The sequence below is a fragment of the Bacillus sp. FSL W8-0848 genome (assembly GCF_038007805.1).
Taxonomy (GTDB): domain Bacteria; phylum Bacillota; class Bacilli; order Bacillales; family Bacillaceae; genus Bacillus; species Bacillus glycinifermentans.
Genome location: NZ_JBBOYB010000001.1, coordinates 2,605,486 through 2,630,132 on the forward strand (window position 1 = coordinate 2,605,486; position 24,647 = coordinate 2,630,132).

Sequence of the window (24,647 nt, forward strand, 5' to 3'; positions counted from 1 at the left end):
TTAGGCCGGATTTTTATATCTAACTCCGTGTAATCGCACTCACGGCAGCTGTATTCGATCACTGGCGCGCCTCCTTCTCCTTTCTTGGTATTTGATCATATTGTCATTTATTCATATTTGAGATGGTTCATTCTTTCCCCCGGTGTCTGGTCATCCCCCTATCAACTGCGGCAAGATCACGATTACCGCAACCAGCCCGGCAACACCAAGCATCGGCAGCAGAAACGATTGTTTCGGAGCATAGACGACGTTGCCCTTAATCGCCAGTCCGTCAGTGCGTTCAATGATCGATTTCACGTAATCCGGGTGAAGCGCGTACTTCTCGGCCAGCTCTTCAATGGTCATCATGTTGTCCCGCTGCGCCTTGATCGTATGCAGTAAAGAAGATGATTGTAAAAGTTCCATTATTCCGCCGCCTCCAATAGCTCAGGATTTCGATACACGTCGCCGATGACTTCCATCGGGACGGTTTTTCTTAATGGGTGACCCGTCCATCCGCCATGCCCCGCATTTGCAAGATAGAACTGAACCGGCACAATTTTAAACATAGCTTGATGAGTGTCATAACAGATAACCCCGATATTTTTAAAAGTCCCATATTCGACTATATCCATTTCGTAAATCTCGCCTTTCCCGTGCATCGATCCGGCATATTGCATCCAGATATATTCCGATACAAGGGTATATCTTAATCTGGAATTGACCATATCCACATCGGAGGCGATAACACCATCCCATGAACATTCGCTGTCGTCCTCATTCCCATAAACCATGATTTCCTTTTCTTTGTTCCAAGCCCGGAATTTAATCTCTCTCATTCTCATTCCGCCGCCTCCAATAGCTGAGGATCTTCGTAAATGTTTCCTATGACTTCAAACCTTTCACCACAAAATAGGGAATCACGAAGTGGATGGGTCCGTAAATCTCCCAAATATCCAATTACACAGAAACAACCATCGTCAAAAACTACTTCTGCAGAGTTCTTCCGTTCATCAATTACAATATCCCCCTCATAAATCTCCCGGCCGTTTTTATCCTTCAATCCGGTGTACTGCCCAATTGATTCCCACTCTACCGGAACATGACCGTTATAAGGCGTACTGATATAAGCTAATTCGTCATCATGGTTTAAGTCGATTCCGCCATAAAACCATTTAATATCGCCATAATCCTCAACCGGTTTACCTCGAAACTTAATCTCTCTCATTTTGCATCCTCCAATAGATCAGGATTTCGATATACGTCGCCGATGACTTCGATTTCTCTCATGGATGCGTTCATTATCCAAGTGCCTTGATCGTCTCCCATATCGAATACAAACGCCCCAAGAGAATCTTTAAACTTGACCACTGCTTTCATAATCTTGTTTTCGTAATAGACAGACTTGAACTTCACGACATCCCCCTCGTAAATCTCGCGGCCAGTATCGTCCTTTAATCCGGTGTATAAATCCCGGCTGATCAATTCATATTCATCGGAAAACGCTGGAGACAGCTCGGCGGCCGCCCTTGCTTCTAATTGCGCGATGTTATACCATTTCATTTCAATGTTGCCGCTGGCTTTATGTCTGAATACATAACGAATCTTGATATTATCCATCCTGTTCCTCCCTCGCAGGGAAAGCCCCTGCTCATTAGTCGACTTTGTAACCAATCTCATAATCTACACGTTTAAAACTTCCGTTTATCGTTTGAATAATAGATTTTCCATGCTCTGGGGCATCCATGATGTGGGCCGCTCCTTGCTTCCCATCTAACACGATGACACGGACCTTCCCCGACTCAATAGATTCTGTGAAGCTTAAATCATCGTTTAAATTTATTCGCTCTGGTTTGTACACTAGGCAGCCCCCTTATGCTATGATAGAAGTACCAGTTCATATCAGAGCACTGAGGCCGCGCGCTTCGGTGCTTTTTTAATACTGTTCAGGTTGCCATTTTTCCATTGTGAAAGCTGGCGACGGTTTCAGGTGTTCCCGGTAGATAATCGGGTTCTTTTTGACGTATTCCGCCAGCTGCTCGGGCGTCATCTTCCATTCGTGAACCGGTCCGGGTTTATACGGGTTATTGTTTTCTTGCATCATAACGACCTCCTGAATTGATTTTCGGTATTTCCGAGCCGCCGAGCTTCTTACAATCTGCGCCCATCCGGCTGGAACATTGTTTATAAAGCGAACAGCGTGTCATACAGACCATGAGCTTATCTTCTTCGCGAACCCACAACGGCCGATCGTCTGCGATTATTACGCTTTGCAGTGGATTTCTCCGCCTTTCCTTTTGTTTTTTTCAGCTTGTCTATTTCGATAAAGCCGAACGATTCATCATAGACGAGCACTTTAAGGGGTGTATCGTATCGGCGTTCATACAGCTTGCGCTTGATTTTAAAGCTTTCCGTCGCAACGCCCTTGATGTCGATTATCTCGATGCTGCCGTCCAAGTTATGAACTTCAAAATCTGCGACATACTCAATCTTCCGAAAAGTTTTTCCGTTCTTTATGAATGCTTCTTGCAACAGGAATCGAGGCTGAAGCTTAAAGTCTTTGATCTGATCCGCCTGCTTGAGCCATTTAAGTTGTAAGTAATACTTGGCTTCGGCTTTGCTGTCGAATTTGATACCGTCAACGTATGTTTTCTTGGCGTTGAATTTATTTGCTCGCATGCCCCTTACCTCCCGTCATCTTGTAACCATTGTTGAATCTGTTTTTCTCTGTATCCGGCCAGCAGCAGGATCGACAGCAAGGCCGGCACCGCTCTAAGCACTCTGAATCAGCTCCATTTGTTTGATTTTTTCTTCAAGAACCCGGATGACCGGGGTTAGATCCTGCCCTTTACCCGGTTGCTTTGGCGTTACCTCAAAAACTCCCGGCATTAATTGATTGACTTGAACGTTTGTCATGTTTGATCTCCTTTATTCAAAAAGTGACTGCAAAAGCTGTTCGTTTTCCTGTTGTGCAATCTTACTTCTGATCTTTTCATCTGGCATTCTAACAGGGAAAGCAAGCTTTTCAACCCTACTGCTGATACGGCCGTCTGGATATTTCAAGTCCAGTTCATTGATAGCCAAGTTACTGGTAAAGATCGTTGGCTTTTTATTTTGCAGCCTAAAATCTAAGATTCGTGTAAACGTTTCTTCAATCCAACCTTTTACGTTTTCAACACCGATATCATCAAAAATAGCCAAGTCTGCTGTCTTTGCCGCTTCTATAATTTCAGATGTTTTTATCTTCGAACCCTCTTCAAACGTCTTTTTAATTTCTCCGATCAGGTCAGCTGTTGAGGAATAAATAATTTTTAATGGTGTATCTGGTTTGTCGTGCATTTTAATAATGGCCTTCATAATGCTTGCGGCAAGCCTTGTCTTTCCGCTGCCCTTTTCCTTACTGTAAAAATAGAGTCCTTTTCCTTGATCTCGCATCTGTTCAAATTTCAAAACATAGTTTTTTGAAATCCGTTTTGCGTTGGCCGCACGCTCTTTTGATATGTCTTGTTCATAGACATCGATTTCAAATGAATTTAAGGTTACGTCTTTAAATTCTTCAGGCAACCGAGCGCCTAACAGCTTTTTTTCTAACAGTTTGACGGCCTTGCAAGGGCATTCTTTCATGAACTCTCTATTTTCTTGATGATCCTTTATCCAGATAAGACCGGAGCCATCACACTGCTTATAAATGCAGTTTTCCTCAGAAATCACAGTGAGTGTCTCGTATCTTTCCGGATAGGCCCTTTTCTCTTGCAAGTGCTTCGAGTCTCTCAACCTCTTGGCTAGATTCGGATTGGATTTTTCCAACTGCTTTAGGGTAAGTGCTAAACTGTTCATCGTTTCGTTTCCCTCCCCGGTTCATCAATTTCATGAGGCCTTGCCGTGCTTTATGGTCGTCTGTGTTTCGAAGAATTCCGAGTGTATACTTTTCTCGTTTGTCGTCATAATGCTCTGCATGCGTCCACATTGCATAATGTAGTTGATCAACGCTGTATTTACTCATTTTTTCAAGGTGATTCGCCAAAAGCTTGGCCGATATTTTGCAATGACTTCGGGTTAGACGGATGCAGTCGAGATATTTAACCAATATGCCTTTTTTCACTCCTTCAGGAAGTGCGCCCATTTTGATTATCATGTCTGCGAATTTATCGATCTCTTTCTCGCTTGAAAGGTTCATATTTTTCAGTTCCGCTGCTTCTAGTGCATCTTTCAATGTGTCTTCGTCACTGACACTCTGTTTTTTCAAGTGTTCAGCATATTCAGGAATGTTTTTGAATTTACCTTGTTCCTGCATGTCCTCACCCTTTCCCTGATGTTCCGTTAACTCTCCGGATTCCTCCGGTGCCGGGGCTTTTTTCTTTCCGTAATTCTTTGTATTTTGAAGTTTTTCGTAATTCAAGATGGTAACGATCAGCCCTCTGTTTTGCTTTAGCCGTCGGGTTTTGATGAAGCCCGCCTCTTCTAATTTCTTGAGCGAATAACGGACCTTTTTTACATCAATGGAGGCATCTCTTGCTAACTCCGTCACGTTTATCAAAGCTTCGCCAGTTTTTAAAGATCCAAACGGAGCGAAAGCAGCTTCCTCAAGTAAGCACATGTATAGTATTTTTTCGCGCCTGTTTTTAAATACACGAGCAGGTGCAACTACATAACCCCAGCCTTCCATATCCATATACACTCACCTACTTCCTTTCACACAGCGCTGTCATTCCGCTGATGCGGACTAATTTCAATCCCGGTTCGTTTGTCTTCAGATAGCTTTCGACGTAAGAACGAAACAGCTTTGCGCGATTCGGTGCCCCTGCTGTCAGCCACTTGTAGCAGAAGGGGATCGGAACCTTAATCAAATGGGAGGTCATCGTCTTTAATATCTACAGGCTGGCCGTCAAAAGGATCGGCATCCTGCGCGCTCGGTTTTTCTTCTTGGTCCTGCTCAGGGTTATAGTCGATGATCTCGGGGCTGTCTGCATCTTCTGTGATGTCTATTCTTTCCCTTGGTGTCTCGTCTTCGATAACCGCCTTTTGCATTTCAACAGAGAGAATGCCCCACTTGCTAAGAATGGATTTCAGAACGGTTTTGAGGGCCATCGCGTCCCAATCCTTTCCCCACCCGAAATCCGACTTACTGAATTTCTTTTTGTGCTTCTCGACTTGTGCCTTTGTCCAATAGACCGTTTTCCGAAAGCCGTTTAGTAGTTCGAAATAAGCAGCGTAACCGATCACGGCATCAGACTGGCGCTTTTCAAAATCAATCTCGATTTCTTCGGTTAACGGATTCCATTTTTGCAATTCCCCTTCGTGAACCGGTATGCAATTGATGTATTTGTACTGCCCTGTCCTCAATGCAAGCTGGATATAGCCTTTGTACCCGAGCTGAAACTGTGCTTTTCCTCCATACGGTACAATCCAGGCATAGCCTAAATTTTTATCTACAGGCAGATCAAGCGTGGCGGCCACCATTGCCGCAGAAATAATACTCATGGGTTCTGCCCTCTGAAGAGTATTTTCGCTGTTGTACAGGCTCAGAATGGATGCTGTGAACTGTGTTGCCCTTTTCCCTAAGACTTCTTCAAAACGTTTGAGGACCCTTGGGGATTTAAGCAGCCCCTTCATCGTCGTCCCTTGCTGCTGTGCCGGGGCGCTATTTTGTTTCGCTTGAATGTTATTTTTAATTGATTGAGTTGTTGCCATATCAGCCAACCTCCTTAATTCCAAAACGTCTGGAATGCGTTTCTTTAGTGACTTTTTCATAAATATCAGGAAACTGCGTTTTCAATTTTTCGGTGTCAACTCTTTTAGAGGCGACATGTTTCCAGCTTGTTTGGTAGTTTCCGATGAATCCGTATTCGGCATCTTTCATCTCAAACTTGATCTGATTTTCTAGTTCCTTGGCTTGCACCTGTAATTCTGAAATTTGCTCTTTTAGCTGCAAATACTGTTTAATGCGCTCGCGATTTGCGGCAGAAAGATCAATCACTTTATTACTTTCTGTTTCGGCGTACCGCTTTTTTAGAAATTCCTCCGCCGCGCTCGAGCCGTCCAGCGCCGGAGCCTGTCCGCCTAACACTTTGTCATTCCAAAATTCAATTTCAGCAGCAAAGATCATTTGGATAAGCTCTTCGTCACGTTCTATCTCTTTCCAAACAAACTTGTTCCCGCCGATCAAGACGGCAAAATACGCCTTTCGATACTCGGGGCCAAGGACACCAAGATAATGCTGAACCTGAACGATATAGTTCGCTGGAATCTCGTCGTCTTCCCATTCCTTCATGTTGTATGCTGATGTTGTTTTGCACTCAAGAATGGCTTTTTCCCCAACGATCATCCGGTCGAGGTTCGCGATAATAAATTCATTGTCAGGATGCTTCAACATCTGATTTTTGCGACGTACTTTTTTCCCCGAACGAAGCTCAAACTCTTTTGCGACCACATCCTCTAAAATGGTCCCGAAATATGCCGCCTCGCTCTGAGATTCTTCCGGCATGACTTGTCCGGTCTTTTCTAACCACAATTCAAACGGTGTTTTCCACTTGCTCAAACCGAGTACAACGGCAGCATCCGACCCGCCGATGCCTTTTTGCCTTATTGAAAGCCATTCCTCCCGCGACATATTGGCCGTAGATGAAAGGACTTCGGCTTGCATCAGACGATCCCCACCTTTCTTTTATGTGCTTCTGCCCCGAGCCGCTGCCATTCCCGGTACTTGTCCATTGAAGGGAAACTGAAAACCGTCCTGCCCTGTTTATCGATTACAATAGACCCGCCGACCTTATAAAGCCTCTGCTGATCCTCAAGTCTGTTACTGAATGGTGCTGTGATCGCTTTAGTCATTAGGATATATCCCCCTCTCAGCTTGATAAGCTCGTACAGTTTTTAGCAAACCTTCATTTTTTCGTTCTAATCTTTCGATTTCTGACACCATTTTTTTAAGTGATTCAAGGAACTTGGGCGTCGGTACCCATTGACCATCAAGATAGGTTTTGATAATTTCAATACTTTCACTTCTTGTTAGCTTCATTTTCCATAACCCCCGTTGTTTTTTATGGGGCGATTTGGTATAATTAGATAAATGATTCTTTACCAATCGCCCGGGAGTCCACTCTGCCAAGTGGGCTCTTTTTTACTCTTCATCATCTTCCTGCTCTTCCTCGTCCTCATACCGCAAATACTCTTTTGGGTAGCCGAAACGGTTAATTTCTGTGATCATTGGGTGCTCGATGTTCATTTGAAACAACTCCTCATCGTAATTTCTTCAAGGTGTCTTCCAATATAGAAATAACCTCGTTATATCCCTCTTGTAGTTCTTCGAGATTATCCGAACGATAATCGATCCGCTTTCTCGATAGCCTCTTCAATTCCGCTTGCTGCCTCGTCACGGAAATCCTCAACCGCAGCTAAAGCCGCTTTCAAGTCATATACATTAGCCATTTTTCAACCCTCTTTCTCTGAATTTTTTAAAACGCTGATCCCATATAAGATGCAGTTCAGGATAGTTTCGGATTCTCGCGCACCATGCACGCACTTCTAACGCTGTCGCCGGCTTATGAACGTAATGGAGTATCATCTTAAACACCTGCTAACCACAGTTACATTAAGTTCTCTTTTTCTCATTTTTAAAGCTGTTTCATACAATCGTGCTTTGTTTGCCATTCTGTTTAAATCCTCAGCTAAAACCTTGATGGTTCCCGCCATACTAATTGCTTCCTCAAAATCCCCATCACTCAATGCTTCTGAAAGCATGCCAGACAAATCTTCCACTGATTCCATTTTTCTTTTAGCCGCCTCAATATCTGTTTTTAGAAAATGATTGATTTTCACCTTATACCGCCTGCCTTTCTTCTTTTCTTGCCATTGCCACATGATCGACTAACGCCTTTCGCGTCCATCTGTCGGCAACCTCTTGAATTTTTAGACCGTGATTCCGGGCTAATGAGTAGATCAGCGTTTTATTGGCCGGGATCAGATCGAAAATTTGTTTTATCTCGTTTATCGGTAATTCCGCAGCTCGTCCGGGTCGTTCCCGAGCTAACCACTTCCCGAGGTTTTCAGTCGCTTGCAGCGCCTCTTTTAATTGGTGAATCATATTGATCACTGCCGTACTGGCACTTTCGTTCAATGCCGGATCGATCGGGGCCGCTGCTGTTGGGTGCAGCCGGAAAAGGTAATGTACAAGATCGATATGTTCATAAGCTTCGCACGCCTCAAACCACTTAATACAAAGCTGTGGGGTTAAGGTAATTAATCCGTTTTCAACATCTGAAATATACTGTTGTCCTTTTCCTCCAAGTAATCTCCCTAACTGAAATTGATTGAATCCGTATCGTTTTCGGATTTCACGCATAATTGAGGGCAAATTATCCAGATTATACGGGTTGTTCTCCATACGTTCGCCTCCTGTTTCACGGTAATTTATTTGGTAAAATTTATTAATGAGGGTACTCGACAGGTTTTAGGAAACCTTTCGAGGCACCCAATTTTCGATATAGTTGATCGCGGTTAACAGCTCCTTACGCTTCACATCTTTATAGCTTGGAACCCCGAATCGGTCTTTAATTTCACGATGTAATTCCTTGAAAAGCCTCCCCGCTTCTTTCTTGTCATCCGTGAAAGAATAGACTCGTCGGGCTATGCCTTTTTGAAGCCGGCGCTGTTCTCCGTGATCAAGTGTGATTTGCTCGTCCACTTTTTCGCTAAGTTCGAGCAACTTATTTTCATGTTTGTTCAGGGCTTTTTGCATTTCGTCCTGACGCTTTGCAGTTTCTAAAGTGAGTTCAAGAGATACGATGCGCTGCTCTCTTTCAGATAAAATTTTCGGGCTGCCGTATTGGCCTGTTTTTCTGATTGTTGGGATGACTTCAATAGCAAGCCAGTCCTGAAATTGTTCAGCAACTTCGTTCGAGGCTTTAAAAGCCAATTTGTAAACCAATGGTTCAGGGATGAAATCGCCTTTCGCCACTTGTGGCGAATTTTTAGGGAGATAGCTATTCACTCGATTCCATCTGACGTATTTAACGCCGTTTTTAACATCAACAATTCCTAATGATCTCGCGACCTGTTCCACATCGAAAAGAATTTGATCATTTTCGATTTTTGCAGCAACTTCGAACAGCTCATTTTTGAACGTTTGTAATTGATTCATGCTATAACCTCCTTGCAGCTTGTCCATCAAAAAAGGGTGAAGCAAAAATGTTTCAAGCGTTGAGTTTTAATTCTTTATCTGTTGTAAAGTACGGTTCGAGGGCTTTACGGAAGCATTCTTCCCGGTCCATCGTGCCGTATACTTCTTTGCCGACCTTGAGGATCGTTTGCTTTTTCTTTTTTTCTTTCGCCATCGCGATCACCTCACGTCAGTGTATTCGTGTTGGACAGTTGGACTGACCATGGGATTTTGCCTTGTTTGTAATCTATCAACCTTTCTCATGTGGTAAAATTTTCACAGAAAGGTGGTGATTGTTATGAAATTTAAAGGTTTTAAAAAATTTGAGAAAAAACTTGAAAAAATGAGCAAAGCCGCTAAAGACCTTCAAGGAACTAATGAAGTACCTCTTAACGAGTTACTAACAGAAGCGTTTTTAAGAAAACACACCGGCTTCTCTTCTTTAGAAGAGTTTGAAAGTCATGAAATGTTCTCAAAGTATCCGACTTTCCAAGAGATTCCTGACCACGAGTTAGACACTTACGTATCCAGCAACTCAAAATTTGCAAATTGGAGAGAAATGCTTGATACTGCCGGGAAAGAATATGTGGTTAGAAAATTAGGTCTTTAATCAACAATTACTTTTGGTTTGAAGTTTTCAATTTGCTCTAAAGTTCTGCTGAGTTGTTCAACTTGGTTCGTGGCCTTTTTGAGCAACTCGCTGAACTCTTGATGATTTGTTAATTTAACAACCATTTTCGTTTCCATGTTCAGCCTCCTATGCTGTGGTTTATCACTCACTCTTCCGTGATAGAATCTTTTTGAAAGGTGGTGAGAATATGGCAACAAGAGCTGATATTAAATGCCACAACTGTGAAAATACTTTTCAAGTTTTTTGGCATTCTTTTGAAAAACAATTACCTATAATGTGCCCATACTGCAGTAAAGAACTCGATGAAGCTATGACAGAGAAACTTAAGAATGCACTAGGGACTGTTTGGAATTTGAATTATCATTTTCGTAAAAATCATGAAGAGAGGAAAAATGAGCCTCTTTTCACTGTTGATTTTGTTCATGTACATGTGCCAATCGAAAAGTTCGACCTAGATAATTAAAAAAGTCGATTATGAGATGCGGCGGCAGGTCTCTTTTTTGAATCTCTGCTACCAACAGATCTGATAATTCATTAAAGTTCTGCTTGCCCATCTCGACCATTAGAGTGGCTTTTCGGCGTTCGAGTAACTCGATTTCGCTTTTCAATTTTTCAAGCATTATTTCCACCTCCTACGCTGTGTGGGATTTACCGTGCAATTCGTGAAGTTGATCTTCAAAAAAAATTTCTTGCACTGTTTTTTTGTAATAATTTGCTATACGAACCTTTATTTCATCACGAGGTGTGCGGTGACCCGATTCATACATAGCTAATGTACTTTCGCTTATTTCAAGCTCATTTGCAACTAAAGACCGGGTTTTATCGCCTCTTAGTTTCATCAACTTTGCACCAATAACCTTTTTATTCAATTGCCCTCCTCCTTTACGTTTCGTGTTGTTCTTGTCTATTATATTAAACCGCACGATTCGTAAAGTCAATACATATTGTGAAGTTTTTTTGTAAAACGTCACGAATCGTGATATTATCTATAAAGGTGATGAATATGAAATTCGGAGATCGACTTAGAGAACTCAGGAAAATGAGGCCGAATCTTTCTCAAAAAAAATTAGGGGAACATTTAGGTCTTGCAGAAAGCACAATTAGTATGTATGAGCAAAATAGAAGAGAACCGGAATATGAAATTCTAATTAAAATAGCTGATTATTTCGATGTTTCAATTGACTACTTACTTCGAGGCACCGATCCGAAGATTCAAGATAAAATTTTCGAAGACGAAGCAAAGAGAATTTTAAAGGATCCCAAAACCTTCCTCGCTGCCCGTGACGGAGAGATTACACCGGAGATTTTAGATGCTGCCCTCGAAATCATCACGGAGCAACTTAAAGAAGGTCGGAAAAAGAAATCTGATTGAGTGAAGAACGACTCCTTATATATATTATTTAGTTATTCTTTAGTTATTTAGTTATCTATAGAAGTTTCCCAAAAAAGACGAATGGAAACTAATTCAAGTCTATCCGTTTCCCGATGTAAAAATATACAAGCCTTTCGGCCCTTGTGTATCAAGGGATTTGAGGGGTGTTCGTTTCCCAATGGAGTTCTCTCTGTTTCCCAATGGATTACTAAAGGAGTACCAAAAATTTTGGCGTTTTCGAGTCTAAAAAAGAGGTGAAAACGATGGAAGACAAAAAACTGGATATGATTCTGAATGCCATAACAGAATTCAGAACGGACTTCGATTCCTTCAAACAGGACACAAGTTCCAAGTTGAATGTCATCAATGAGAAAATCGATAAACTAAATGAAAAGGTCGACGCACAGCATGCTGAGAACATCAATTCAGATAATCTCCTTCTTGAAGAAATCAGCTCCCTTAAAGAAGGCGTCATCTTTGTTAATCGCAAGGTAGCCGATGCAGAATTCGAGATTCATACACTAAAAGCCCGCAAACAACAGTGAATATTTTGACATTTTTGTAATATAATGTTGAAATTTTGAGTTTTTTAGCCTATTATAAAAGACGTACATATATATGAACTGGGGGTATTTAGTTTGAAGAAATTTTTAGTTTTATTCTTATCTCTTGGTCTTGCTCTGGCATTAGCTGCATGCGGATCAACGGATGACGTATCAACAGGGGCAGACAATTCTAAAGACAAGAAGACAGAAGAGAAGAAAGACGACGGTTCTAAAAAAATTGATGCAAGCAAACAAAAAACTAACGCTTTAGGAATGAAGATCAACCTAGGCGATGTTAAAATTATGAAAGACAAAGTTAATGTAGGAATCAACATTGAAAACACTACAAATAAACAGCTACACTTCTATCCTGACCAAGGTAAAGCAGTAGTGGGTGACATACAGTTAGACGCTAATATGTTCTTAACCGACGGTCAAGTAGGTGGAGACGTCGAAGGCGGCGTAAAACAAGACGGTGTTCTTGAATTTACTGTACCTGAAGGTAAAGAAATCGATGTCAACAGCGTGAAAGAGGTTAAACTAAAATTCGGTGATGTTACGACTGAAGACTTTATGAAAAATAAAGACGTATCATTCACTGTTCCTGTGAAGTAATTGATACATAAGAAAATCCCTATTTGCAGGGATTTTCTTTTATATAAAAAACAGAACATATATTCCTATTAATCATTGACATTTAAGGGGGAATTCATCTTGGTGTATACCAACAGTCATTTAGAAGATTGGATTGAAAACTTGTATAAAAGAATCAACATCACAACACCCGAGCAAATTAATTTCGAGCTCATCGCCGAGCTGTTAGGAATCAGAGTTTATTTCAAACCATCTCCGTCTTTTTCCTTTAAATACAATGATGTGTATACGATTTCATTAGATAGTCGGAAAATCCGCTGTGAGCAGTGGGATGACTTTGCACACGAATTGTGCCACCTCTTCAGACATGAAGGAGACAAAAAAACAATGCCAAAGTTCTGGTCAGATTATCAGGAAGGTCAAGCAAATTACTTCTCATATCACTTTTGTATCCCTACTTTCATGCTCCACGGGATGAAAATTCCTCATAATCAATTTTTTGATACCCGCTTCATTGCCAAGACATTCAAAGTGTCTGAGCCATTCGCAAAAGTCCGCCTCAATATGTATTTCAGCAAAACCCGCCTAATTATATAATCAAAAAAGAGCCTTTAAAGGCTCAATCATGGATTAATCGTTTGCCGTAGGTATGCATAACATTGGAAATGTGATTACGAACAGTTTTTTCACTTATAAAGAGCTCGCTTGCAATTTCCTTTGTTGTCTTGTCTTGAACGAGCAATTCGAACACTTCTCTTTCTCTCTTTGTTAGCAGCGGCTTTGATTGAAACTCTTTCTCCTTCAAGTATTGTAACCCTCCTTGCTAGGTGAGAGCTGATCTGAAACGAATGGGTTTCGATATAGTCGTGATATCATATGAAACATCCCTGAAGTCGGTGACGTTTCCGAAGGAGAAAAGGGTAACCGCTAACACCTTTTTTTCGTTTTTTCGAAAAACAGCGGGACAAACCGCCTCCATTAAGGAATGCACTTCAAAATCCAGGCATGATCCGCCACCTTTTTGATATATAAGCGTGTTTTTTCTTTTTTCGGACAGCCTTAAGAATTTGTTCAGCTGCTTTTTCAGGAGAAGCCGCCCAAAACAGCCTCTCCCCTTTGGCAAGCGTAGTGTTGACGAAGCCAGGCTGAATTTCGGTGACGACGATGTCGGCCCCCGTGCTTTTCATTTTTCTTCTCAGGCCTTTTATATAATTTGAGACGAAGGCTTTTGAAGCGCTGCATAAGGCGCCTGATCCGCTTCCCCTTAATGCGGCAATCGATGAGATGCCGACAAGATGGCCGCGTCCGTTTTGGACGAAATGATCGAGAAACAGATTTGCACATACGGCAAACCCCAATACATTCACATCAATCTTTTCTTTTTGCTTTTGCCGGCCGAGTTCGCTTTCTGTATAGCCGACACCTGAACAAATGAAGACGGCGTCCGCCTGTCCCATCTCATCAATCAGATCCTTTAACAGTATATTCGTCGTTTTAGCGTCGGCTACATCAACTTTTTGATATATGAGGGGTTGGGCAGTTCATTCTGAAGTTTTTTGAGAAGTTCTTCCCGCCTTGCAGCAAGCCCGACGGTAACACCGCTCTCTGACAGCTGTTTTGCAAGCTCTCTCCCGATGCCGGAACTTGCGCCGATCACCGCTGCTTTCTTCATCTCTTTTCTCCTTGCATATTATTTCTCAGGAAATGAACCTGACAATTTGTTTTTTTGTTCGTCTGTCCAGCTTTCGGGTTTCCCCGTATCCCTTGCAATTTGAACCATGACGGCTTTTCCTGTAAAACAAGGAACCCCCGCTTCGTTTTCCGCCAGGTAATGGAGCGTGAGCGACGTTTGTCCGAGAGCTGCCGTTTTGACGCCGATGTTTACGTTCTCATGGAGCATGACTTGCCTGAGGTAGTCGCACTGCTGGCTTGCAACGACAGGAATCGTCCGGCTGACTGTTAAGTCATCCATCGCCTGAAGATGTTTGAAATAAGAAATTCTCGCTTCTTCAAAATAGATGAACGGTGTCACATTGTTCATATGGCCGAACATATCCGTTTCCGAAAAACGGACAGACACCTTTTCAAAAAAGGAAAACGACTGGCGCCATTTGTCGAATGACCCCTCAATATATGAAGGAAATTTCAATTTATTCATCCCCTTATATCATGAAAACACCTCTTCAAAACTGAAGAGGTGCGTTCTCATTATTCCGTGTTGTCGCTTCCAAAGAAGTTTTTAAACGCCTGAACGGTTGTATCCCTGTTTAATGCAGCGATCGATGTTGTGAGAGGGATTCCTTTCGGACATGCCTGCACGCAGTTTTGAGAGTTTCCGCAGTTGGCAAGGCCGCCGTCTCCCATAATCGCTTCAAGCCGCTCCGATTTGTTCATCGCTCCTGTTGGATGGGCGTTGAACAGCCGGACTTGCGAAAGCGGGGCAGGACCCATGAAGCTTGATTTATCATTGACGTTCGGGCAAGCTTGAAGGCAGACGCCGCATGTCATGCATTTTGACAGCTCGTACGCCCACTGCCGTCTTTTTTCCGGCATTCTCGGTCCAGGCCCGAGATCGTATGTGCCGTCGATCGGCACCCATGCTTTGACTTTCTTCAATGAATCAAACATCCGGCTCCGGTCGACCTGAAGGTCTCTGACAACCGGGAATGTTTTCATCGGCTCAAGGCGGATCGGCTGTTCAAGCTGATCGATCAGCGCTGTGCACGATTGTCGCGGCCTTCCGTTGATCACCATGGAGCAGGCGCCGCACACTTCTTCGAGGCAGTTCATATCCCAGGCGATGGGCGTCGTTTTTTCTCCCTTTGCGTTAACCGGATTTCTTCTGATTTCCATTAAAGCGGAAATGACATTCATGTTCGGACGGTAAGCAATTTCGAACTCTTCCTGGTAAGGACTGGATTCCGATGTATCCTGACGAGTGATGATAAACCTGATTGTCTTATTTTCACTCATGATTTCGCCACCTTTTTCTTCGTGTAATCCCGTTTACGCGGTGCGATTAATGAAACGTCGACATCCTCATAATGGAATTTCGGGGCTTCAAAATCGCCAGCATGTTTCGCCATTGTCGTTTTCAGCCATTCCTCGTCATTTCGGTCAGGGAAATCCGGTTTATAATGGGCGCCGCGGCTTTCGTTCCGGTTGTATGCGCCGATCGTAATCACCCTTGCCAGCTGCAGCATGTTTCTCAGCTGACGCGTGAATGCGGCCCCTTGGTTGCTCCATTTCGCCGTATCGTTAATATTGATGTTGCGGTAGCGTTCCATAAGCTCCTGGATTTTTTCGTCCGTTTTCAGAAGCATGTCGTTGTGCCTCACGACCGTCACGTTGTCCGTCATCCATTCGCCGAGCTCTTTGTGAAGGACGTAAGCATTTTCATTGCCGTCCATCTTCATGATGCCCTCCCATTTTTCTTCTTCTTTTCCGACATAAGACTCGTATAGAGAAGAAGACAGGTCTTCGGCGGATGTTTCAAGCCCCTGGACGTATTCAACGGCTTTCGGCCCGGCCACCATGCCGCCGTAAATCGCGGACAAGAGCGAATTCGCGCCGAGGCGGTTTGCGCCGTGCATCGAATAATCGCACTCTCCTGCGGCAAACAGTCCCGGGATGTTTGTCATTTGGTCGTAGTTGACCCAAAGTCCGCCCATTGAGTAATGAACCGCAGGGAAGATTTTCATCGGCAGCTTGCGAGGGTCGTCCCCCATGAATTTTTCATAGATCTCGATAATTCCGCCAAGCTTGATGTCAAGCTCTTTCGGATCTTTATGGGAAAGATCGAGGTACACCATGTTTTCGCCGTTGATTCCGAGCTTTTGTCTGACGCAGACATCGAAAATTTCGCGTGTCGCGATATCGCGCGGCACGAGGTTTCCGTATGCCGGATATTTTTCCTCAAGGAAGTACCAAGGTTTTCCGTCCTTATAGGTCCAGACCCGTCCGCCTTCCCCGCGGGCCGATTCGCTCATCAGCCGCAGCTTGTCATCTCCCGGGATGGCCGTCGGGTGAATCTGGATGAATTCTCCGTTTGCGTAATATGCACCCTGCTGGTAGACGATCGAAGCCGCTGATCCCGTATTGATCATGGAGTTTGTCGATTTTCCGAAGATGATCCCGGGTCCGCCGGTCGCCATGATGACGGCGTCAGAGCGGAACGATTCGATTTCCATCGTCGTTAAGTTTTGCGCGACGATCCCCCGGCACGTTCTCTCGTCATCAAGTACGGCGCCGAGGAATTCCCAGCCTTCGTATTTTGAAACAAGTCCTTCGACCTCAAAACGGCGAACCTGCTCATCGAGCGCATACAGAAGCTGCTGGCCCGTCGTTGCTCCGGCATATGCCGTTCTGTGATGCTGCGTTCCCCCGAAGCGCCGGAAGTCAAGGAGCCCTTCCGGTGTTCTGTTGAACATGACCCCCATCCTGTCGAGCAGGTGAATGATTGACGGCGCAGCTTCGCACATCGCTTTAACCGGCGGCTGGTTGGCCAAAAAGTCACCGCCGTAAACCGTATCATCAAAATGCTCCCAAGGAGAGTCTCCTTCGCCTTTCGTATTGACCGCACCGTTGATTCCGCCCTGCGCGCATACAGAATGCGACCGTTTCACAGGGACGATCGAAAAGAGTTTTACGTTTGTTCCTGCTTCCGCAGCTTTAATGGTCGCCATCAGACCCGCGAGTCCTCCGCCGACGACGATAATGCTTGAGTTACTCATGCCAGCCCCACTCCCTCTAGTAATCTAGTTCTTTTACACAAATGCCAAAATCGCTCTCAGCCCTACATAGGACAGCACAACAAAGACTCCCATTGTCACAAACGTGGAGATTCGCTGCGAACGCGGGGAGACAGTAATTCCCCAAGTGACAGCAAACGACCATAAACCGTTTGAAAAGTGGAAGATCGTTGAAAGGACACCTACAATGTAAAAGCCGAGCATGATCGGGGAGCTTAAAATATCAGCCATCATGTCAAAGTTTACTTCCGCCCCCATTTGGGCGGCAATCCGCGTTTCCCAGACGTGCCAGCTGACAAAAATTAAGGTAATGATTCCAGTAATCCGCTGCAACACGAACATCCAGTTTCTAAAGTACCCAAATTGGCTCGCATTATTTTTCGCTGTAAACGCTATGTATACACCATAAACAGCATGATAAATCAGCGGTAGGAAAATCACGAAGATTTCCAAAGCGTACCTGAACGGCAGGTTTTCCATAAAACTAGCGGCATTGTTAAATGCCTCTTCTCCTCTTGCCGCAAAGTGGTTGACAACCAAATGCTGGATTAAAAAAATGCCAACCGGTATGACGCCAAGCAAAGAATGCAATCTTCGATACACAAATTCTCTGTTCCCGGCCAATTGCTTTACCCCCTAGTAGTTGAAAAGTGCAGAAAAATTGAAAGGTCTCCTATCCCCGTCCTGTTTCAAATATCGCACTTTGTTAAGATTTTATGACAATTTCATTTTACTCCTATGAGAAATAGGCGTCAAGAAAACGCGTACATAAATTGAAATTTTCTAATATTTAATTATATTTCAGAAAATTTTATTTTATTAAAATATAAATATATCAAATTTTTTTCTGTTAAAACGCATGTCCGCGCTGTAATCTTCGGCCCCATTTAAGCTATAATATACGGAGGAAAGAGGGGAGACATTGGATATGAATAAATATGAAGCAAACTTAGCGCAATTAAAAGAGCTGGAAGTCTCCGCATATGCCTATGAATTAATCAGGGAAGTGGTTCTTCCGGATATGCTGGGACAAGACTATGCCGACATGATGTACTGGGCCGGGAAAAACCTCGCCCGAAAGTTCCCGCTCGAATCATGGGAGGATATCCCTGCGTTTTTTCATGATGCGGGATGGGGAACGCTCACAATGGTCCATTCAAAAAAACAGGAACTCGAATTTGAACTGGAAGGCCCGCTGGTCTCCAATCGTCTCAAATTTCAAAAAGAGCCTTGCTTTCAGCTTGAAGCCGGATTTATCGCCGAACAAATCCAGCAGATGAACGAGCACATCGCCGAGTCATACGAACAGGTGAAAAAAAGAGCCGAAAAAGTCGTGTTGACGGTGAAGTGGGATTTGAAAGATCCGGCATAATACATGAAAAAGGGCTGCCGGATATGATGCAGCCCTTTTTATCATAACAAGACTTTTGTCCCGGTATGATGTTGTTACATTTCCGCGTTCCCATCCGTCACACACGACCTTTCTCCCCGTACATCCGTCATGTATTCGCCTGCTTTTTGAACAAATTCCTCTTCGATTTTAAGGAGTATTGTATTTCTGTTAAATACATCGGATTGCAATTCGCTGATATACAGGCTTTTTGCCTTGTCGTCCTGCTTGATGACGGCGTCGCGCTTTAACTCATATAAACGGCGGTCATCAGCATCAGCCAGCTTTGCATACAGCGTTTCAGCAGCCTCCGCATTACCTTCCATTAATAAATTCATTTCTTCCAGATATACAATGGCGGTTAATACAGACCTTTTTTGCTTATTTTTGAATATGCCAAGCCCTTTATGTTTAATTTCGTTCAATATATATTGGTGAATTTTTACTCCTTCTCGGCTTGTCATATTAAAATTGATTTGAGAACAATATAAATAAAAATACAATGCACCCAAACAAGTCAGGCTGATCTTCTCAATGGAGTCCGCTTTCACCTTTTGCAGCTCGCCCCTCAATTCCTTCAGCAAAAAATCAAATTGCTTTTCCTCTTTGGAAGTCATCAATTCTACACTCAAAAAATAATAATAGGCATACAGGCTGTTCGTGAAAATGAGAATGGCAGGAAGTCCATCCGTAAATAGCAGTGTGCCTGTTCCTATTAAAATTGAGAAAATGCCAAAATAAAAAGCGTATTCATTGTTTTGACCAGCGTACAGAAAACCAAATCCCGACAGAAAACTTGTGACCGGGCCTCCTAGAAGACTCACTGCCGCTTTAATTTTTTCTTTACGGTACGCTTCCTTGTTTGTAATGGCTTCACCGTATAAAAACACGGCTCCGCCAAAATATTTGTGCTTCCAGCGAAATAAGATTTTCCCGTCTCTATATATGATGAGCGGCCCGATTGCCAGCCAATCGGCCTTGCGCCTGACGATCCGCCCGAAAAGGATATGCCCCAGCTCGTGTACGGCAATGCTGGCGATTGCTGCGACGGCCAATGGGCCTATGCTATGTACCAATGCAGTCATAATATGATTCCATACTCTCCTTATCAGCTAAAATCCTCAATGTGCCAATATTAACACAAATTTCACATTCCTCACATAAAAAATCCTGGAGTTGACCCTCCAGGATGCTGATTTAATTGGCCGGAACGCTGATTTTTGACAATTCAAATGCATCATGCAATGATTCAACGGCCTTTACCATATCGTTTTCATTGATCACGGTTGAGACTTTGATCTCGGACGTGCTGACCATTTTGACCTGGATGTTTTTTTCGGCAAGCACGGCGAACATTTCAGCTGCCACGCCCGGATTGGAAATCATGCCGGAACCGACGATGGACACTTTGGCTAGTCTGTTTTCAGTCTCAATCCGCTCATATTGCAGCGCGTCTTTGTATTCCTCCAACACCTGAACGGTTCTTGACAGGTCTTCCGTTTTCACGGAGAAGGATATCGACGTTTGGCTCGTGCTTGTGACCGATTGAATGATGATGTCGACATTGATGTTTTGTTTTGCGAGCGTTGTAAAAATCGTCGACAATGTCGTCAGCCCGCTTGACAGGCCGCAAACCGTGACGCGCGTAATTTGGTCTTCGAATGCAATCCCTCTGACGACTAAATTTTCTTCCATGGATGATTCCTCCTCGATTAATGTTCCGGCTTCTTTTTCAGTGCTTGAACGGACCTCTAGCGGGACCTGATAGTTTTTCGCAAATTCGACGGCTCTCGGATGCAGGACGCCTGCGCCAAGATTGGCAAGCTCCAGCATTTCGTCGTAGGATATTCCGGCAAGCTTCCTCGCCGTTTTGACATAGCGGGGATCTGTCGTGAAAACGCCCGGTACGTCTGTGTAAATATCGCACTTATCGGCTTTTAAAGCGGCAGCGAGCGCGACTGCCGTCGTATCGGAGCCTCCCCTTCCGAGCGTGGTGATTTCTCCGCCTTCTGTGACCCCCTGAAATCCGGCGACTACGACGATTTTTCCTTCTTTCAAGCGCTCCTTCAGCTTGGCCGTCTCAATATCGATGATCCTCGCATTGCCGTGAATGTTTTCGGTTTGGATGCCCGCCTGCCAGCCGGTATATGAAACGGCTTTATATCCTTTCTCCTGCAAAGCCATGGTCAAAAGAGAAATCGTCACTTGCTCACCGGTCGTAAGCAGCATGTCCATTTCCCGGCGGCTCGGCTGTTCGGTGATTTCCTTGGCAAGCGCGACGAGGGAATCGGTCGATTTCCCCATGGCGGACACGACGACGACGACGTCATGGCCCCGTTTTTTTTCCTCGATGACGCGGTTTGAGACGTTTAAGATTTTTTCCACTGATCCTACTGAAGTTCCGCCAAATTTTTGGACGATGAGACCCATATATACCACCCTTTTTGTTTTCAGTCGTGCTTGGCTATGTATGAAGAGGAAAGCCGGATCGGCGGTTTGTTCGCGAAAAACAAAAAAGCAATGAGAGAATCCCCTCATTGCTTTAACCGACAAACTGCGCCGATGATCTTAAACAACGAGATAGCTCTCCAAGAAAGTGACTTTCTTGACAGCCTCACATTTATTCAATGTAAAGCCAGCAGGTAAAACGAATGGATTTTTACCCGCTTCGGCGACGCTCCCCTTTCAGCTTTCGTCATCGAAATCCACCTTTCTCAGAAAGCTTACTCTTGAAGTTCGCACCTCTATCTTCACCATATCACACGATCTTATTATGAAATTAGTAAAAATTCTATCAGATTCCTGCAAAAAGTCAATGTTATTTTTTCAGCGCCTCGAAAATCAATTGGGCCGTCTTCAGCGGAATGCCCGCCTGCTGGATGTCTTCAACGCTCGCTTCCTTCATTTTTTTGACCGAGCCGAAGTGCTTTAACAGCCGCTTTTTCCGCTGCTCCCCGACGCCGGGAATCCCGTCGAGAACGGATTGGAAAGCGCTTTTTCCCCTGAGCTGCCTGTGAAAGCTGATCGCAAACCTGTGCACCTCGTCCTGAATGCGCTGAAGCAAATAAAATTCCTGGCTGTTCCGTTCAAGCCGGACGATCTCAAGCGGATCACCGATCAGGAGGTTCGATGTTCTGTGCTTGTCGTCTTTTACCAGGCCGGCTACAGGAATATCGAGGCTCAGTTCGTTTTCAAGTACATCGAGCGCGGCTGAAACCTGTCCTTTCCCTCCGTCGATCAAAATCAAGTCGGGCAGGGGCAGATTTTCTTTCAACACCCTCGTGTACCGCCTTCTGACGACTTCGCGCATGGAGGCGTAATCGTCAGGCCCTTCGACTGTCTTGATTTTATACTTCCGGTACTCTTTTTTATTCGGCTTTCCGTCAAGAAACACGACCATCGCCGAAACCGGGTCCGTCCCTTGAATATTCGAGTTGTCGAACGCTTCAATTCTGTACGGCGTGTAGATTCCGAGGGCTTTGCCGAGCCGTTCGATCGCGCCGATCGTCCGCTCTTCATCGCGTTCGATCAGCGAAAACTTCTCCTTTAAGGCAAGCTTCGCGTTTTTATGGGCAAGGAGAAGCAGGTCTTTCTTCGCTCCCCTTTTGGGCTGGCGGACTTTGACATCCAAAAGCTCCTCGATCATGTCTTTGTCGACGCTGTCCGGCACCAAAATTTCCTTCGGAAGAAAATGATTGTTTTTGGAGTAGAACTGGCCGATGAACGTAAGAAATTCTTCATCGGCTTCCCTGTATAAAGGAAACATGCTGACATCTCTTTCGATCAGTTTTCCCTGCCTGATGAAAAAGACCTGGACGCACATCCACCCTTTGTCGTACGAGTACGCAAAGACATCGCGGTCAACCATATCGTTCATCGCCATTTTTTGTTTTTCCATCGTCGACTCGATATGGGCGATCTGATCGCGGTATTCCTTGGCTCTTTCAAACTGGAGGTTCTCCGATGCTTCAAGCATTTTCGCTTCCAGTTCTTTTTTCACGTCGCTGTAGCCGCCCTTTAAGAAGCGGGTGATTTCTTCCGTCAGCTCTCTGTTCGTCTCCTCTGTTACGTCATAGACGCACGGCGCCAGACACTGGCCGAGGTGGTAGTACAAGCAGACGCGGTCAGGCAGCTTCGCGCATTTTCTGAGCGGGTACAGGCGGTCGAGCAGTTTTTTCGTTTCCCTGGCGGCCTGCACGTTCGGGTAGGGTCCGAAATAGCGGCCTTTGTCTTTTTTGACCTTCCTTGTTACGATCAGTTTCGGATGCCGTTCATTCGTAATTTTGATAAATGGGTAGCTTTTATCGTCTTTCAGCATCACATTATATTTTGGGTCGTATTTTTTGATTAAGTTCATCTCAAGGATCAGCGCTTCGATGTTTGACGAAGTGACAATGTATTCAAAGTCTTCGATTTCGCTGACAAGCCTTTGCGTTTTGGCATCGTGGGACCCGCTGAAATAAGAGCGGACCCTGTTTTTTAATATTTTCGCTTTCCCGACGTAGATCACGGTCTGCTGTCTGTCCTTCATCAGGTAGCAGCCCGGCTGATCAGGAAGAAGGGCAAGCTTTTCTTTGATCGTTTTATTCATCAAAAATCCTTCCTTGTTTCGGCGTTTTACTTGCTTTTAGTTTACCACGGGCGACCACACGTTCTCCACAATTAGAGGTCCTTAAGAAAGCGGGATCGTATGAAAAAAGCGATCCCCTTGGGAATCGCCTTTTTCTCGTTTTATATTACAAATGTTTGTTGACAAGCTCTTCAAGCGCTTCTTTCGGCTTGAAGCCGACAGATGTTTCGACAACTTCGCCGTCTTTCAGCACAAGCAGAGTCGGGATGCTCATGACGCCGTATTTGCCGGCTGTTTCCTGGTTTTCGTCAACATCGATTTTTACGATTTTCAGTTTGTCTCCCATTTCTTGGTCAAGCTCTTCAAGTACAGGCGCAATCATTTTACAAGGTCCGCACCAAGGTGCCCAGAAGTCGGCAAGTACGACGCCTTCGCTTGTTTCAGATGAAAATGTTTGGTCAGTTGCTTTTACGATAGCCATTCTTTCATTCCTCCAATTGTGAAATTATGCTTTTTAGTATAGCATCTCCCTTTGGTTCACGCTAACATATTGCTTGAGTTTACGTTTCCCTATCTGCAAAGTTTTACACCTATCCTATGTTATTTTCACCCGGGGCGGAATGTGCCTATATAAAAAGCCGGCCCGTATAGGCCGGCCCGTTATGCGCTGACGATGAGCTTTTTAAATTCCTCCGTCAAAAGCGGGACGATTTCAAACAAATCTCCGACAATGCCGTAGTCCGCAACCTTGAAAATATCGGCTTCGGGATCTTTGTTGATCGCGACGATGATTTTGCTGTTTGACATGCCGGCGAGATGCTGAATTGCTCCCGAGATGCCGCAGGCGATGTAAAGATCGGGCGTGACGACTTTTCCGGTTTGCCCGATCTGCAGGGAATAGTCGCAGTAATCTGCATCACACGCCCCGCGCGAGGCTCCGACCGCGCCTCCAAGCACATCGGCAAGCTCCTTAAGCGGCTTAAAGCCGTCTTCGCTTTTCACGCCGCGTCCGCCGGCGACGATAATTTTCGCCTCTGACAAATCAACGCCTTCAGACGTTTTCTTGACGACATCCCTGATGATCGTTCTGATATCGGCAACCTTGACCGGAACGCTTTCGACTTGTCCCGTCCGGCTTTCATCTTTGGCGAGCGGCGAGATGTTGTTCGGTCTGATCGTCGCAAAAATCGTATCATCGTCAGAAACGATCCGCTCAAACGCTTTCCCCGAATAAATCGGCCGCGTAAAGACGACATTTCCGCCTGCCACACTGACGTCGATCGCATCTGAGATCAGCCCTGTACCAAGGCGGGCAGCAACTTTCGGCGTAAAATCCTTTCCCACTGATGTGTGCCCGGCAATGATTGCATCCGGCTCTTCTTTTTCCAATATCGGCATAAACGCTTGCACGAAACCGTCAGATGTATAGTTTTTCAGGAGCGGGTCCTCGGCCGTCAGCACTTTGTCAGCGCCGTAATGGATCAGTTCGCCTGCATAATCTGAAACGTCTTCTCCGATCAGAACCGCGACCACCTCTCCCCCTTCGGCGATCGTTTTTCCCGCGGCTATGGCTTCAAAGGTGACATTTCTTAATGCGCCGTCCCGGCATTCTCCCAATACGATAACTTTTTTGCTCATATCCGTTTCCCCCTGTATTT

39 protein-coding genes and 1 riboswitch are annotated in these 24,647 nt (G+C 44.6%); of the genes, 7 read left to right on the plus strand and 32 right to left on the minus strand.

Annotated features, from left to right (window positions below):
- Positions 1-150: 150 nt before the first annotated feature.
- The 18 genes from NSQ39_RS13665 to NSQ39_RS13750 all read right to left on the minus strand — a co-directional run bounded on the left by NSQ39_RS13665 (position 151) and on the right by NSQ39_RS13750 (position 9,311).
- Complete coding sequence (locus NSQ39_RS13665; protein ID WP_341015448.1) at positions 151-405, minus strand: hypothetical protein; 255 nt, start codon at positions 403-405, stop codon at positions 151-153.
- A complete protein-coding gene (locus tag NSQ39_RS13670; protein ID WP_341015452.1) occupies positions 405-824 on the minus strand; it encodes a YopX family protein in 420 nt (139 codons plus the stop codon). The genes NSQ39_RS13665 and NSQ39_RS13670 overlap by 1 nt, the downstream gene beginning before the upstream one ends.
- Positions 821-1,207 (minus strand): YopX family protein, encoded by a 387-nt coding sequence (locus NSQ39_RS13675; protein WP_341015454.1) that lies wholly within the window; start codon positions 1,205-1,207, stop codon positions 821-823. Before NSQ39_RS13675 ends, NSQ39_RS13670 begins: the two co-directional genes overlap by 4 nt.
- Positions 1,204-1,599: a YopX family protein gene (locus NSQ39_RS13680; protein ID WP_341015457.1), complete on the minus strand. Its 396-nt coding sequence runs from the start codon at positions 1,597-1,599 to the stop codon at positions 1,204-1,206. The genes NSQ39_RS13675 and NSQ39_RS13680 overlap by 4 nt, the downstream gene beginning before the upstream one ends.
- 34 nt (positions 1,600-1,633) lie before the next feature.
- Positions 1,634-1,840 carry an XtrA/YqaO family protein gene (locus tag NSQ39_RS13685; protein ID WP_048355006.1) on the minus strand — a complete coding sequence of 69 codons (207 nt, stop codon included), beginning with the start codon at positions 1,838-1,840 and terminating at the stop codon, positions 1,634-1,636.
- A 75-nt stretch (positions 1,841-1,915) separates the two neighbouring features.
- Positions 1,916-2,080, minus strand: a complete 165-nt coding sequence (locus NSQ39_RS13690; RefSeq protein WP_167543086.1) for a hypothetical protein — start codon at positions 2,078-2,080, stop codon at positions 1,916-1,918.
- Positions 2,081-2,199: 119 nt separating this feature from the next.
- Positions 2,200-2,658, minus strand: coding sequence for a DUF1064 domain-containing protein (locus NSQ39_RS13695; protein ID WP_046131957.1), 459 nt, complete (start codon positions 2,656-2,658; stop codon positions 2,200-2,202).
- A 93-nt stretch (positions 2,659-2,751) separates the two neighbouring features.
- Positions 2,752-2,895 (minus strand): hypothetical protein, encoded by a 144-nt coding sequence (locus NSQ39_RS13700; RefSeq protein WP_164918168.1) that lies wholly within the window; start codon positions 2,893-2,895, stop codon positions 2,752-2,754.
- 12 nt (positions 2,896-2,907) lie between these two features.
- Positions 2,908-3,690, minus strand: coding sequence for an ATP-binding protein (locus tag NSQ39_RS13705; RefSeq protein WP_052948543.1), 783 nt, complete (start codon positions 3,688-3,690; stop codon positions 2,908-2,910).
- On the minus strand, positions 3,680-4,651 hold the full coding sequence (locus NSQ39_RS13710; protein WP_052948542.1) for a winged helix-turn-helix domain-containing protein: 972 nt from the start codon (positions 4,649-4,651) through the stop codon (positions 3,680-3,682). Before NSQ39_RS13710 ends, NSQ39_RS13705 begins: the two co-directional genes overlap by 11 nt.
- A gap of 167 nt (positions 4,652-4,818) precedes the next feature.
- Positions 4,819-5,670, minus strand: a complete 852-nt coding sequence (locus NSQ39_RS13715; RefSeq protein WP_046131956.1) for a recombinase RecT — start codon at positions 5,668-5,670, stop codon at positions 4,819-4,821.
- A 1-nt stretch (position 5,671) separates the two neighbouring features.
- Complete coding sequence (locus tag NSQ39_RS13720) at positions 5,672-6,622, minus strand: YqaJ viral recombinase family nuclease (protein ID WP_046131955.1); 951 nt, start codon at positions 6,620-6,622, stop codon at positions 5,672-5,674.
- Positions 6,622-6,810 carry a hypothetical protein gene (locus tag NSQ39_RS13725; RefSeq protein WP_046131954.1) on the minus strand — a complete coding sequence of 63 codons (189 nt, stop codon included), beginning with the start codon at positions 6,808-6,810 and terminating at the stop codon, positions 6,622-6,624. Before NSQ39_RS13725 ends, NSQ39_RS13720 begins: the two co-directional genes overlap by 1 nt.
- On the minus strand, positions 6,803-6,997 hold the full coding sequence (locus NSQ39_RS13730) for a hypothetical protein (RefSeq protein ID WP_046131953.1): 195 nt from the start codon (positions 6,995-6,997) through the stop codon (positions 6,803-6,805). The genes NSQ39_RS13725 and NSQ39_RS13730 overlap by 8 nt, the downstream gene beginning before the upstream one ends.
- Positions 6,998-7,539: 542 nt before the next feature.
- The gene (locus NSQ39_RS13735) at positions 7,540-7,797 is read right to left on the minus strand and encodes a YqaH family protein (RefSeq protein WP_046131952.1); all 258 of its coding nucleotides are present in this window, start codon (positions 7,795-7,797) and stop codon (positions 7,540-7,542) included.
- A 1-nt stretch (position 7,798) separates the two neighbouring features.
- Positions 7,799-8,362 (minus strand): helix-turn-helix domain-containing protein, encoded by a 564-nt coding sequence (locus NSQ39_RS13740; protein ID WP_046131951.1) that lies wholly within the window; start codon positions 8,360-8,362, stop codon positions 7,799-7,801.
- A gap of 66 nt (positions 8,363-8,428) precedes the next feature.
- A complete protein-coding gene (locus NSQ39_RS13745; RefSeq protein WP_046131950.1) occupies positions 8,429-9,118 on the minus strand; it encodes an ORF6C domain-containing protein in 690 nt (229 codons plus the stop codon).
- Positions 9,119-9,170: 52 nt separating this feature from the next.
- The gene (locus NSQ39_RS13750) at positions 9,171-9,311 is read right to left on the minus strand and encodes a hypothetical protein (RefSeq protein ID WP_164918169.1); all 141 of its coding nucleotides are present in this window, start codon (positions 9,309-9,311) and stop codon (positions 9,171-9,173) included.
- Positions 9,312-9,434: 123 nt separating this feature from the next.
- Here NSQ39_RS13750 and NSQ39_RS13755 point away from each other — a divergent pair, with 123 nt between their 5' ends.
- Positions 9,435-9,746 (plus strand): hypothetical protein, encoded by a 312-nt coding sequence (locus NSQ39_RS13755; protein ID WP_046131949.1) that lies wholly within the window; start codon positions 9,435-9,437, stop codon positions 9,744-9,746.
- On the opposite strand, the gene NSQ39_RS13760 is transcribed toward NSQ39_RS13755, so the two are convergent.
- Positions 9,743-9,883 (minus strand): hypothetical protein, encoded by a 141-nt coding sequence (locus NSQ39_RS13760; RefSeq protein ID WP_341015477.1) that lies wholly within the window; start codon positions 9,881-9,883, stop codon positions 9,743-9,745. The two genes, NSQ39_RS13755 and NSQ39_RS13760, sit on opposite strands and share 4 nt — an antisense overlap.
- A 71-nt stretch (positions 9,884-9,954) precedes the next feature.
- Between NSQ39_RS13760 and NSQ39_RS13765 the strand changes: the two genes are divergently transcribed.
- Positions 9,955-10,230: a hypothetical protein gene (locus NSQ39_RS13765; protein ID WP_341015479.1), complete on the plus strand. Its 276-nt coding sequence runs from the start codon at positions 9,955-9,957 to the stop codon at positions 10,228-10,230.
- A 169-nt stretch (positions 10,231-10,399) separates the two neighbouring features.
- Here NSQ39_RS13765 and NSQ39_RS13770 read toward each other — a convergent pair whose 3' ends face one another.
- Positions 10,400-10,636, minus strand: coding sequence for a helix-turn-helix transcriptional regulator (locus NSQ39_RS13770; RefSeq protein ID WP_011197841.1), 237 nt, complete (start codon positions 10,634-10,636; stop codon positions 10,400-10,402).
- A gap of 134 nt (positions 10,637-10,770) precedes the next feature.
- Here NSQ39_RS13770 and NSQ39_RS13775 point away from each other — a divergent pair, with 134 nt between their 5' ends.
- The 4 genes from NSQ39_RS13775 (at position 10,771) to NSQ39_RS13790 (ending at position 12,875) form a co-directional block, all read left to right on the plus strand.
- Positions 10,771-11,139 carry a helix-turn-helix domain-containing protein gene (locus NSQ39_RS13775; RefSeq protein WP_046131948.1) on the plus strand — a complete coding sequence of 123 codons (369 nt, stop codon included), beginning with the start codon at positions 10,771-10,773 and terminating at the stop codon, positions 11,137-11,139.
- A gap of 263 nt (positions 11,140-11,402) precedes the next feature.
- Positions 11,403-11,684, plus strand: a complete 282-nt coding sequence (locus NSQ39_RS13780; RefSeq protein ID WP_046131947.1) for a hypothetical protein — start codon at positions 11,403-11,405, stop codon at positions 11,682-11,684.
- Between the two features lie 93 nt (positions 11,685-11,777).
- Positions 11,778-12,299 carry a hypothetical protein gene (locus NSQ39_RS13785; RefSeq protein ID WP_046131946.1) on the plus strand — a complete coding sequence of 174 codons (522 nt, stop codon included), beginning with the start codon at positions 11,778-11,780 and terminating at the stop codon, positions 12,297-12,299.
- A gap of 99 nt (positions 12,300-12,398) precedes the next feature.
- Entirely contained in the window at positions 12,399-12,875 is a 477-nt protein-coding gene (locus NSQ39_RS13790; protein WP_341015485.1) for an ImmA/IrrE family metallo-endopeptidase, read from the plus strand.
- Between the two features lie 22 nt (positions 12,876-12,897).
- On the opposite strand, the gene NSQ39_RS13795 is transcribed toward NSQ39_RS13790, so the two are convergent.
- The 7 genes from NSQ39_RS13795 to NSQ39_RS13825 all read right to left on the minus strand — a co-directional run bounded on the left by NSQ39_RS13795 (position 12,898) and on the right by NSQ39_RS13825 (position 17,653).
- Positions 12,898-13,083 (minus strand): helix-turn-helix domain-containing protein, encoded by a 186-nt coding sequence (locus tag NSQ39_RS13795; protein WP_341015487.1) that lies wholly within the window; start codon positions 13,081-13,083, stop codon positions 12,898-12,900.
- A 187-nt stretch (positions 13,084-13,270) separates the two neighbouring features.
- On the minus strand, positions 13,271-13,804 hold the full coding sequence (locus NSQ39_RS13800; RefSeq protein WP_335497044.1) for an SDR family NAD(P)-dependent oxidoreductase: 534 nt from the start codon (positions 13,802-13,804) through the stop codon (positions 13,271-13,273).
- A complete protein-coding gene (locus NSQ39_RS13805) occupies positions 13,783-13,950 on the minus strand; it encodes an SDR family NAD(P)-dependent oxidoreductase (protein WP_254416523.1) in 168 nt (55 codons plus the stop codon). Before NSQ39_RS13805 ends, NSQ39_RS13800 begins: the two co-directional genes overlap by 22 nt.
- A gap of 18 nt (positions 13,951-13,968) precedes the next feature.
- On the minus strand, positions 13,969-14,427 hold the full coding sequence (locus NSQ39_RS13810; RefSeq protein ID WP_175075723.1) for an acyl-CoA thioesterase: 459 nt from the start codon (positions 14,425-14,427) through the stop codon (positions 13,969-13,971).
- Positions 14,428-14,486: 59 nt separating this feature from the next.
- Positions 14,487-15,251 carry a succinate dehydrogenase iron-sulfur subunit gene (sdhB, locus tag NSQ39_RS13815; RefSeq protein ID WP_046131943.1) on the minus strand — a complete coding sequence of 255 codons (765 nt, stop codon included), beginning with the start codon at positions 15,249-15,251 and terminating at the stop codon, positions 14,487-14,489.
- Positions 15,248-17,011, minus strand: coding sequence for a succinate dehydrogenase flavoprotein subunit (gene sdhA, locus NSQ39_RS13820; protein WP_046131942.1), 1,764 nt, complete (start codon positions 17,009-17,011; stop codon positions 15,248-15,250). Before sdhA ends, sdhB begins: the two co-directional genes overlap by 4 nt.
- Positions 17,012-17,044: 33 nt before the next feature.
- Positions 17,045-17,653 (minus strand): succinate dehydrogenase cytochrome b558 subunit, encoded by a 609-nt coding sequence (locus NSQ39_RS13825; protein ID WP_216899129.1) that lies wholly within the window; start codon positions 17,651-17,653, stop codon positions 17,045-17,047.
- Positions 17,654-17,957: 304 nt separating this feature from the next.
- Here NSQ39_RS13825 and NSQ39_RS13830 point away from each other — a divergent pair, with 304 nt between their 5' ends.
- Positions 17,958-18,401 (plus strand): YslB family protein, encoded by a 444-nt coding sequence (locus tag NSQ39_RS13830; protein ID WP_046131940.1) that lies wholly within the window; start codon positions 17,958-17,960, stop codon positions 18,399-18,401.
- A gap of 74 nt (positions 18,402-18,475) precedes the next feature.
- Here the strand turns inward: NSQ39_RS13830 and NSQ39_RS13835 are convergent, their stop codons facing one another.
- From NSQ39_RS13835 to NSQ39_RS13855, 5 genes are all read right to left on the minus strand, one after another.
- Positions 18,476-19,504, minus strand: coding sequence for a site-2 protease family protein (locus NSQ39_RS13835; RefSeq protein ID WP_175075725.1), 1,029 nt, complete (start codon positions 19,502-19,504; stop codon positions 18,476-18,478).
- Positions 19,505-19,616: 112 nt separating this feature from the next.
- Entirely contained in the window at positions 19,617-20,849 is a 1,233-nt protein-coding gene (locus NSQ39_RS13840; protein WP_341015493.1) for an aspartate kinase, read from the minus strand.
- A gap of 143 nt (positions 20,850-20,992) precedes the next feature.
- Positions 20,993-21,174, minus strand: a riboswitch (Lysine riboswitch).
- A 63-nt stretch (positions 21,175-21,237) separates the two neighbouring features.
- Positions 21,238-23,010: an excinuclease ABC subunit UvrC gene (gene uvrC / locus NSQ39_RS13845; RefSeq protein WP_046131937.1), complete on the minus strand. Its 1,773-nt coding sequence runs from the start codon at positions 23,008-23,010 to the stop codon at positions 21,238-21,240.
- Positions 23,011-23,155: 145 nt separating this feature from the next.
- Positions 23,156-23,470 carry a thioredoxin gene (gene trxA, locus NSQ39_RS13850; RefSeq protein WP_003184189.1) on the minus strand — a complete coding sequence of 105 codons (315 nt, stop codon included), beginning with the start codon at positions 23,468-23,470 and terminating at the stop codon, positions 23,156-23,158.
- 179 nt (positions 23,471-23,649) lie between these two features.
- Complete coding sequence (locus NSQ39_RS13855; RefSeq protein ID WP_216899127.1) at positions 23,650-24,627, minus strand: electron transfer flavoprotein subunit alpha/FixB family protein; 978 nt, start codon at positions 24,625-24,627, stop codon at positions 23,650-23,652.
- Positions 24,628-24,647 lie beyond the last annotated feature (20 nt).

What these genes read in the sequence shown, in the direction of transcription:
- NSQ39_RS13715 (WP_046131956.1), bottom strand. Translation starts at nt 5,670, where the DNA reads ATGGCAACAACTCAATCAATTAAAAATAACATTCAAGCGAAACAAAAT.
- NSQ39_RS13670 (WP_341015452.1), bottom strand. Translation starts at nt 824, where the DNA reads ATGAGAATGAGAGAGATTAAATTCCGGGCTTGGAACAAAGAAAAGGAA.
- NSQ39_RS13690 (WP_167543086.1), bottom strand. Translation starts at nt 2,080, where the DNA reads ATGCAAGAAAACAATAACCCGTATAAACCCGGACCGGTTCACGAATGG.
- NSQ39_RS13730 (WP_046131953.1), bottom strand. Translation starts at nt 6,997, where the DNA reads ATGAAGCTAACAAGAAGTGAAAGTATTGAAATTATCAAAACCTATCTT.
- NSQ39_RS13665 (WP_341015448.1), bottom strand. Translation starts at nt 405, where the DNA reads ATGGAACTTTTACAATCATCTTCTTTACTGCATACGATCAAGGCGCAG.
- NSQ39_RS13720 (WP_046131955.1), bottom strand. Translation starts at nt 6,622, where the DNA reads ATGCAAGCCGAAGTCCTTTCATCTACGGCCAATATGTCGCGGGAGGAA.
- NSQ39_RS13835 (WP_175075725.1), bottom strand. Translation starts at nt 19,504, where the DNA reads ATGACTGCATTGGTACATAGCATAGGCCCATTGGCCGTCGCAGCAATC.
- NSQ39_RS13700 (WP_164918168.1), bottom strand. Translation starts at nt 2,895, where the DNA reads ATGACAAACGTTCAAGTCAATCAATTAATGCCGGGAGTTTTTGAGGTA.
- NSQ39_RS13680 (WP_341015457.1), bottom strand. Translation starts at nt 1,599, where the DNA reads ATGGATAATATCAAGATTCGTTATGTATTCAGACATAAAGCCAGCGGC.
- NSQ39_RS13760 (WP_341015477.1), bottom strand. Translation starts at nt 9,883, where the DNA reads ATGGAAACGAAAATGGTTGTTAAATTAACAAATCATCAAGAGTTCAGC.
- NSQ39_RS13840 (WP_341015493.1), bottom strand. Translation starts at nt 20,849, where the DNA reads ATGGGTCTCATCGTCCAAAAATTTGGCGGAACTTCAGTAGGATCAGTG.
- NSQ39_RS13780 (WP_046131947.1), top strand. Translation starts at nt 11,403, where the DNA reads ATGGAAGACAAAAAACTGGATATGATTCTGAATGCCATAACAGAATTC.
- sdhA (WP_046131942.1), bottom strand. Translation starts at nt 17,011, where the DNA reads ATGAGTAACTCAAGCATTATCGTCGTCGGCGGAGGACTCGCGGGTCTG.
- NSQ39_RS13710 (WP_052948542.1), bottom strand. Translation starts at nt 4,651, where the DNA reads ATGGATATGGAAGGCTGGGGTTATGTAGTTGCACCTGCTCGTGTATTT.
- NSQ39_RS13775 (WP_046131948.1), top strand. Translation starts at nt 10,771, where the DNA reads ATGAAATTCGGAGATCGACTTAGAGAACTCAGGAAAATGAGGCCGAAT.
- sdhB (WP_046131943.1), bottom strand. Translation starts at nt 15,251, where the DNA reads ATGAGTGAAAATAAGACAATCAGGTTTATCATCACTCGTCAGGATACA.
- NSQ39_RS13725 (WP_046131954.1), bottom strand. Translation starts at nt 6,810, where the DNA reads ATGACTAAAGCGATCACAGCACCATTCAGTAACAGACTTGAGGATCAG.
- NSQ39_RS13675 (WP_341015454.1), bottom strand. Translation starts at nt 1,207, where the DNA reads ATGAGAGAGATTAAGTTTCGAGGTAAACCGGTTGAGGATTATGGCGAT.
- trxA (WP_003184189.1), bottom strand. Translation starts at nt 23,470, where the DNA reads ATGGCTATCGTAAAAGCAACTGACCAAACATTTTCATCTGAAACAAGC.
- NSQ39_RS13750 (WP_164918169.1), bottom strand. Translation starts at nt 9,311, where the DNA reads ATGGCGAAAGAAAAAAAGAAAAAGCAAACGATCCTCAAGGTCGGCAAA.
- NSQ39_RS13755 (WP_046131949.1), top strand. Translation starts at nt 9,435, where the DNA reads ATGAAATTTAAAGGTTTTAAAAAATTTGAGAAAAAACTTGAAAAAATG.
- NSQ39_RS13805 (WP_254416523.1), bottom strand. Translation starts at nt 13,950, where the DNA reads ATGAAGAAAGCAGCGGTGATCGGCGCAAGTTCCGGCATCGGGAGAGAG.
- uvrC (WP_046131937.1), bottom strand. Translation starts at nt 23,010, where the DNA reads ATGAATAAAACGATCAAAGAAAAGCTTGCCCTTCTTCCTGATCAGCCG.
- NSQ39_RS13855 (WP_216899127.1), bottom strand. Translation starts at nt 24,627, where the DNA reads ATGAGCAAAAAAGTTATCGTATTGGGAGAATGCCGGGACGGCGCATTA.
- NSQ39_RS13830 (WP_046131940.1), top strand. Translation starts at nt 17,958, where the DNA reads ATGAATAAATATGAAGCAAACTTAGCGCAATTAAAAGAGCTGGAAGTC.
- NSQ39_RS13740 (WP_046131951.1), bottom strand. Translation starts at nt 8,362, where the DNA reads ATGGAGAACAACCCGTATAATCTGGATAATTTGCCCTCAATTATGCGT.
- NSQ39_RS13765 (WP_341015479.1), top strand. Translation starts at nt 9,955, where the DNA reads ATGGCAACAAGAGCTGATATTAAATGCCACAACTGTGAAAATACTTTT.
- NSQ39_RS13695 (WP_046131957.1), bottom strand. Translation starts at nt 2,658, where the DNA reads ATGCGAGCAAATAAATTCAACGCCAAGAAAACATACGTTGACGGTATC.
- NSQ39_RS13745 (WP_046131950.1), bottom strand. Translation starts at nt 9,118, where the DNA reads ATGAATCAATTACAAACGTTCAAAAATGAGCTGTTCGAAGTTGCTGCA.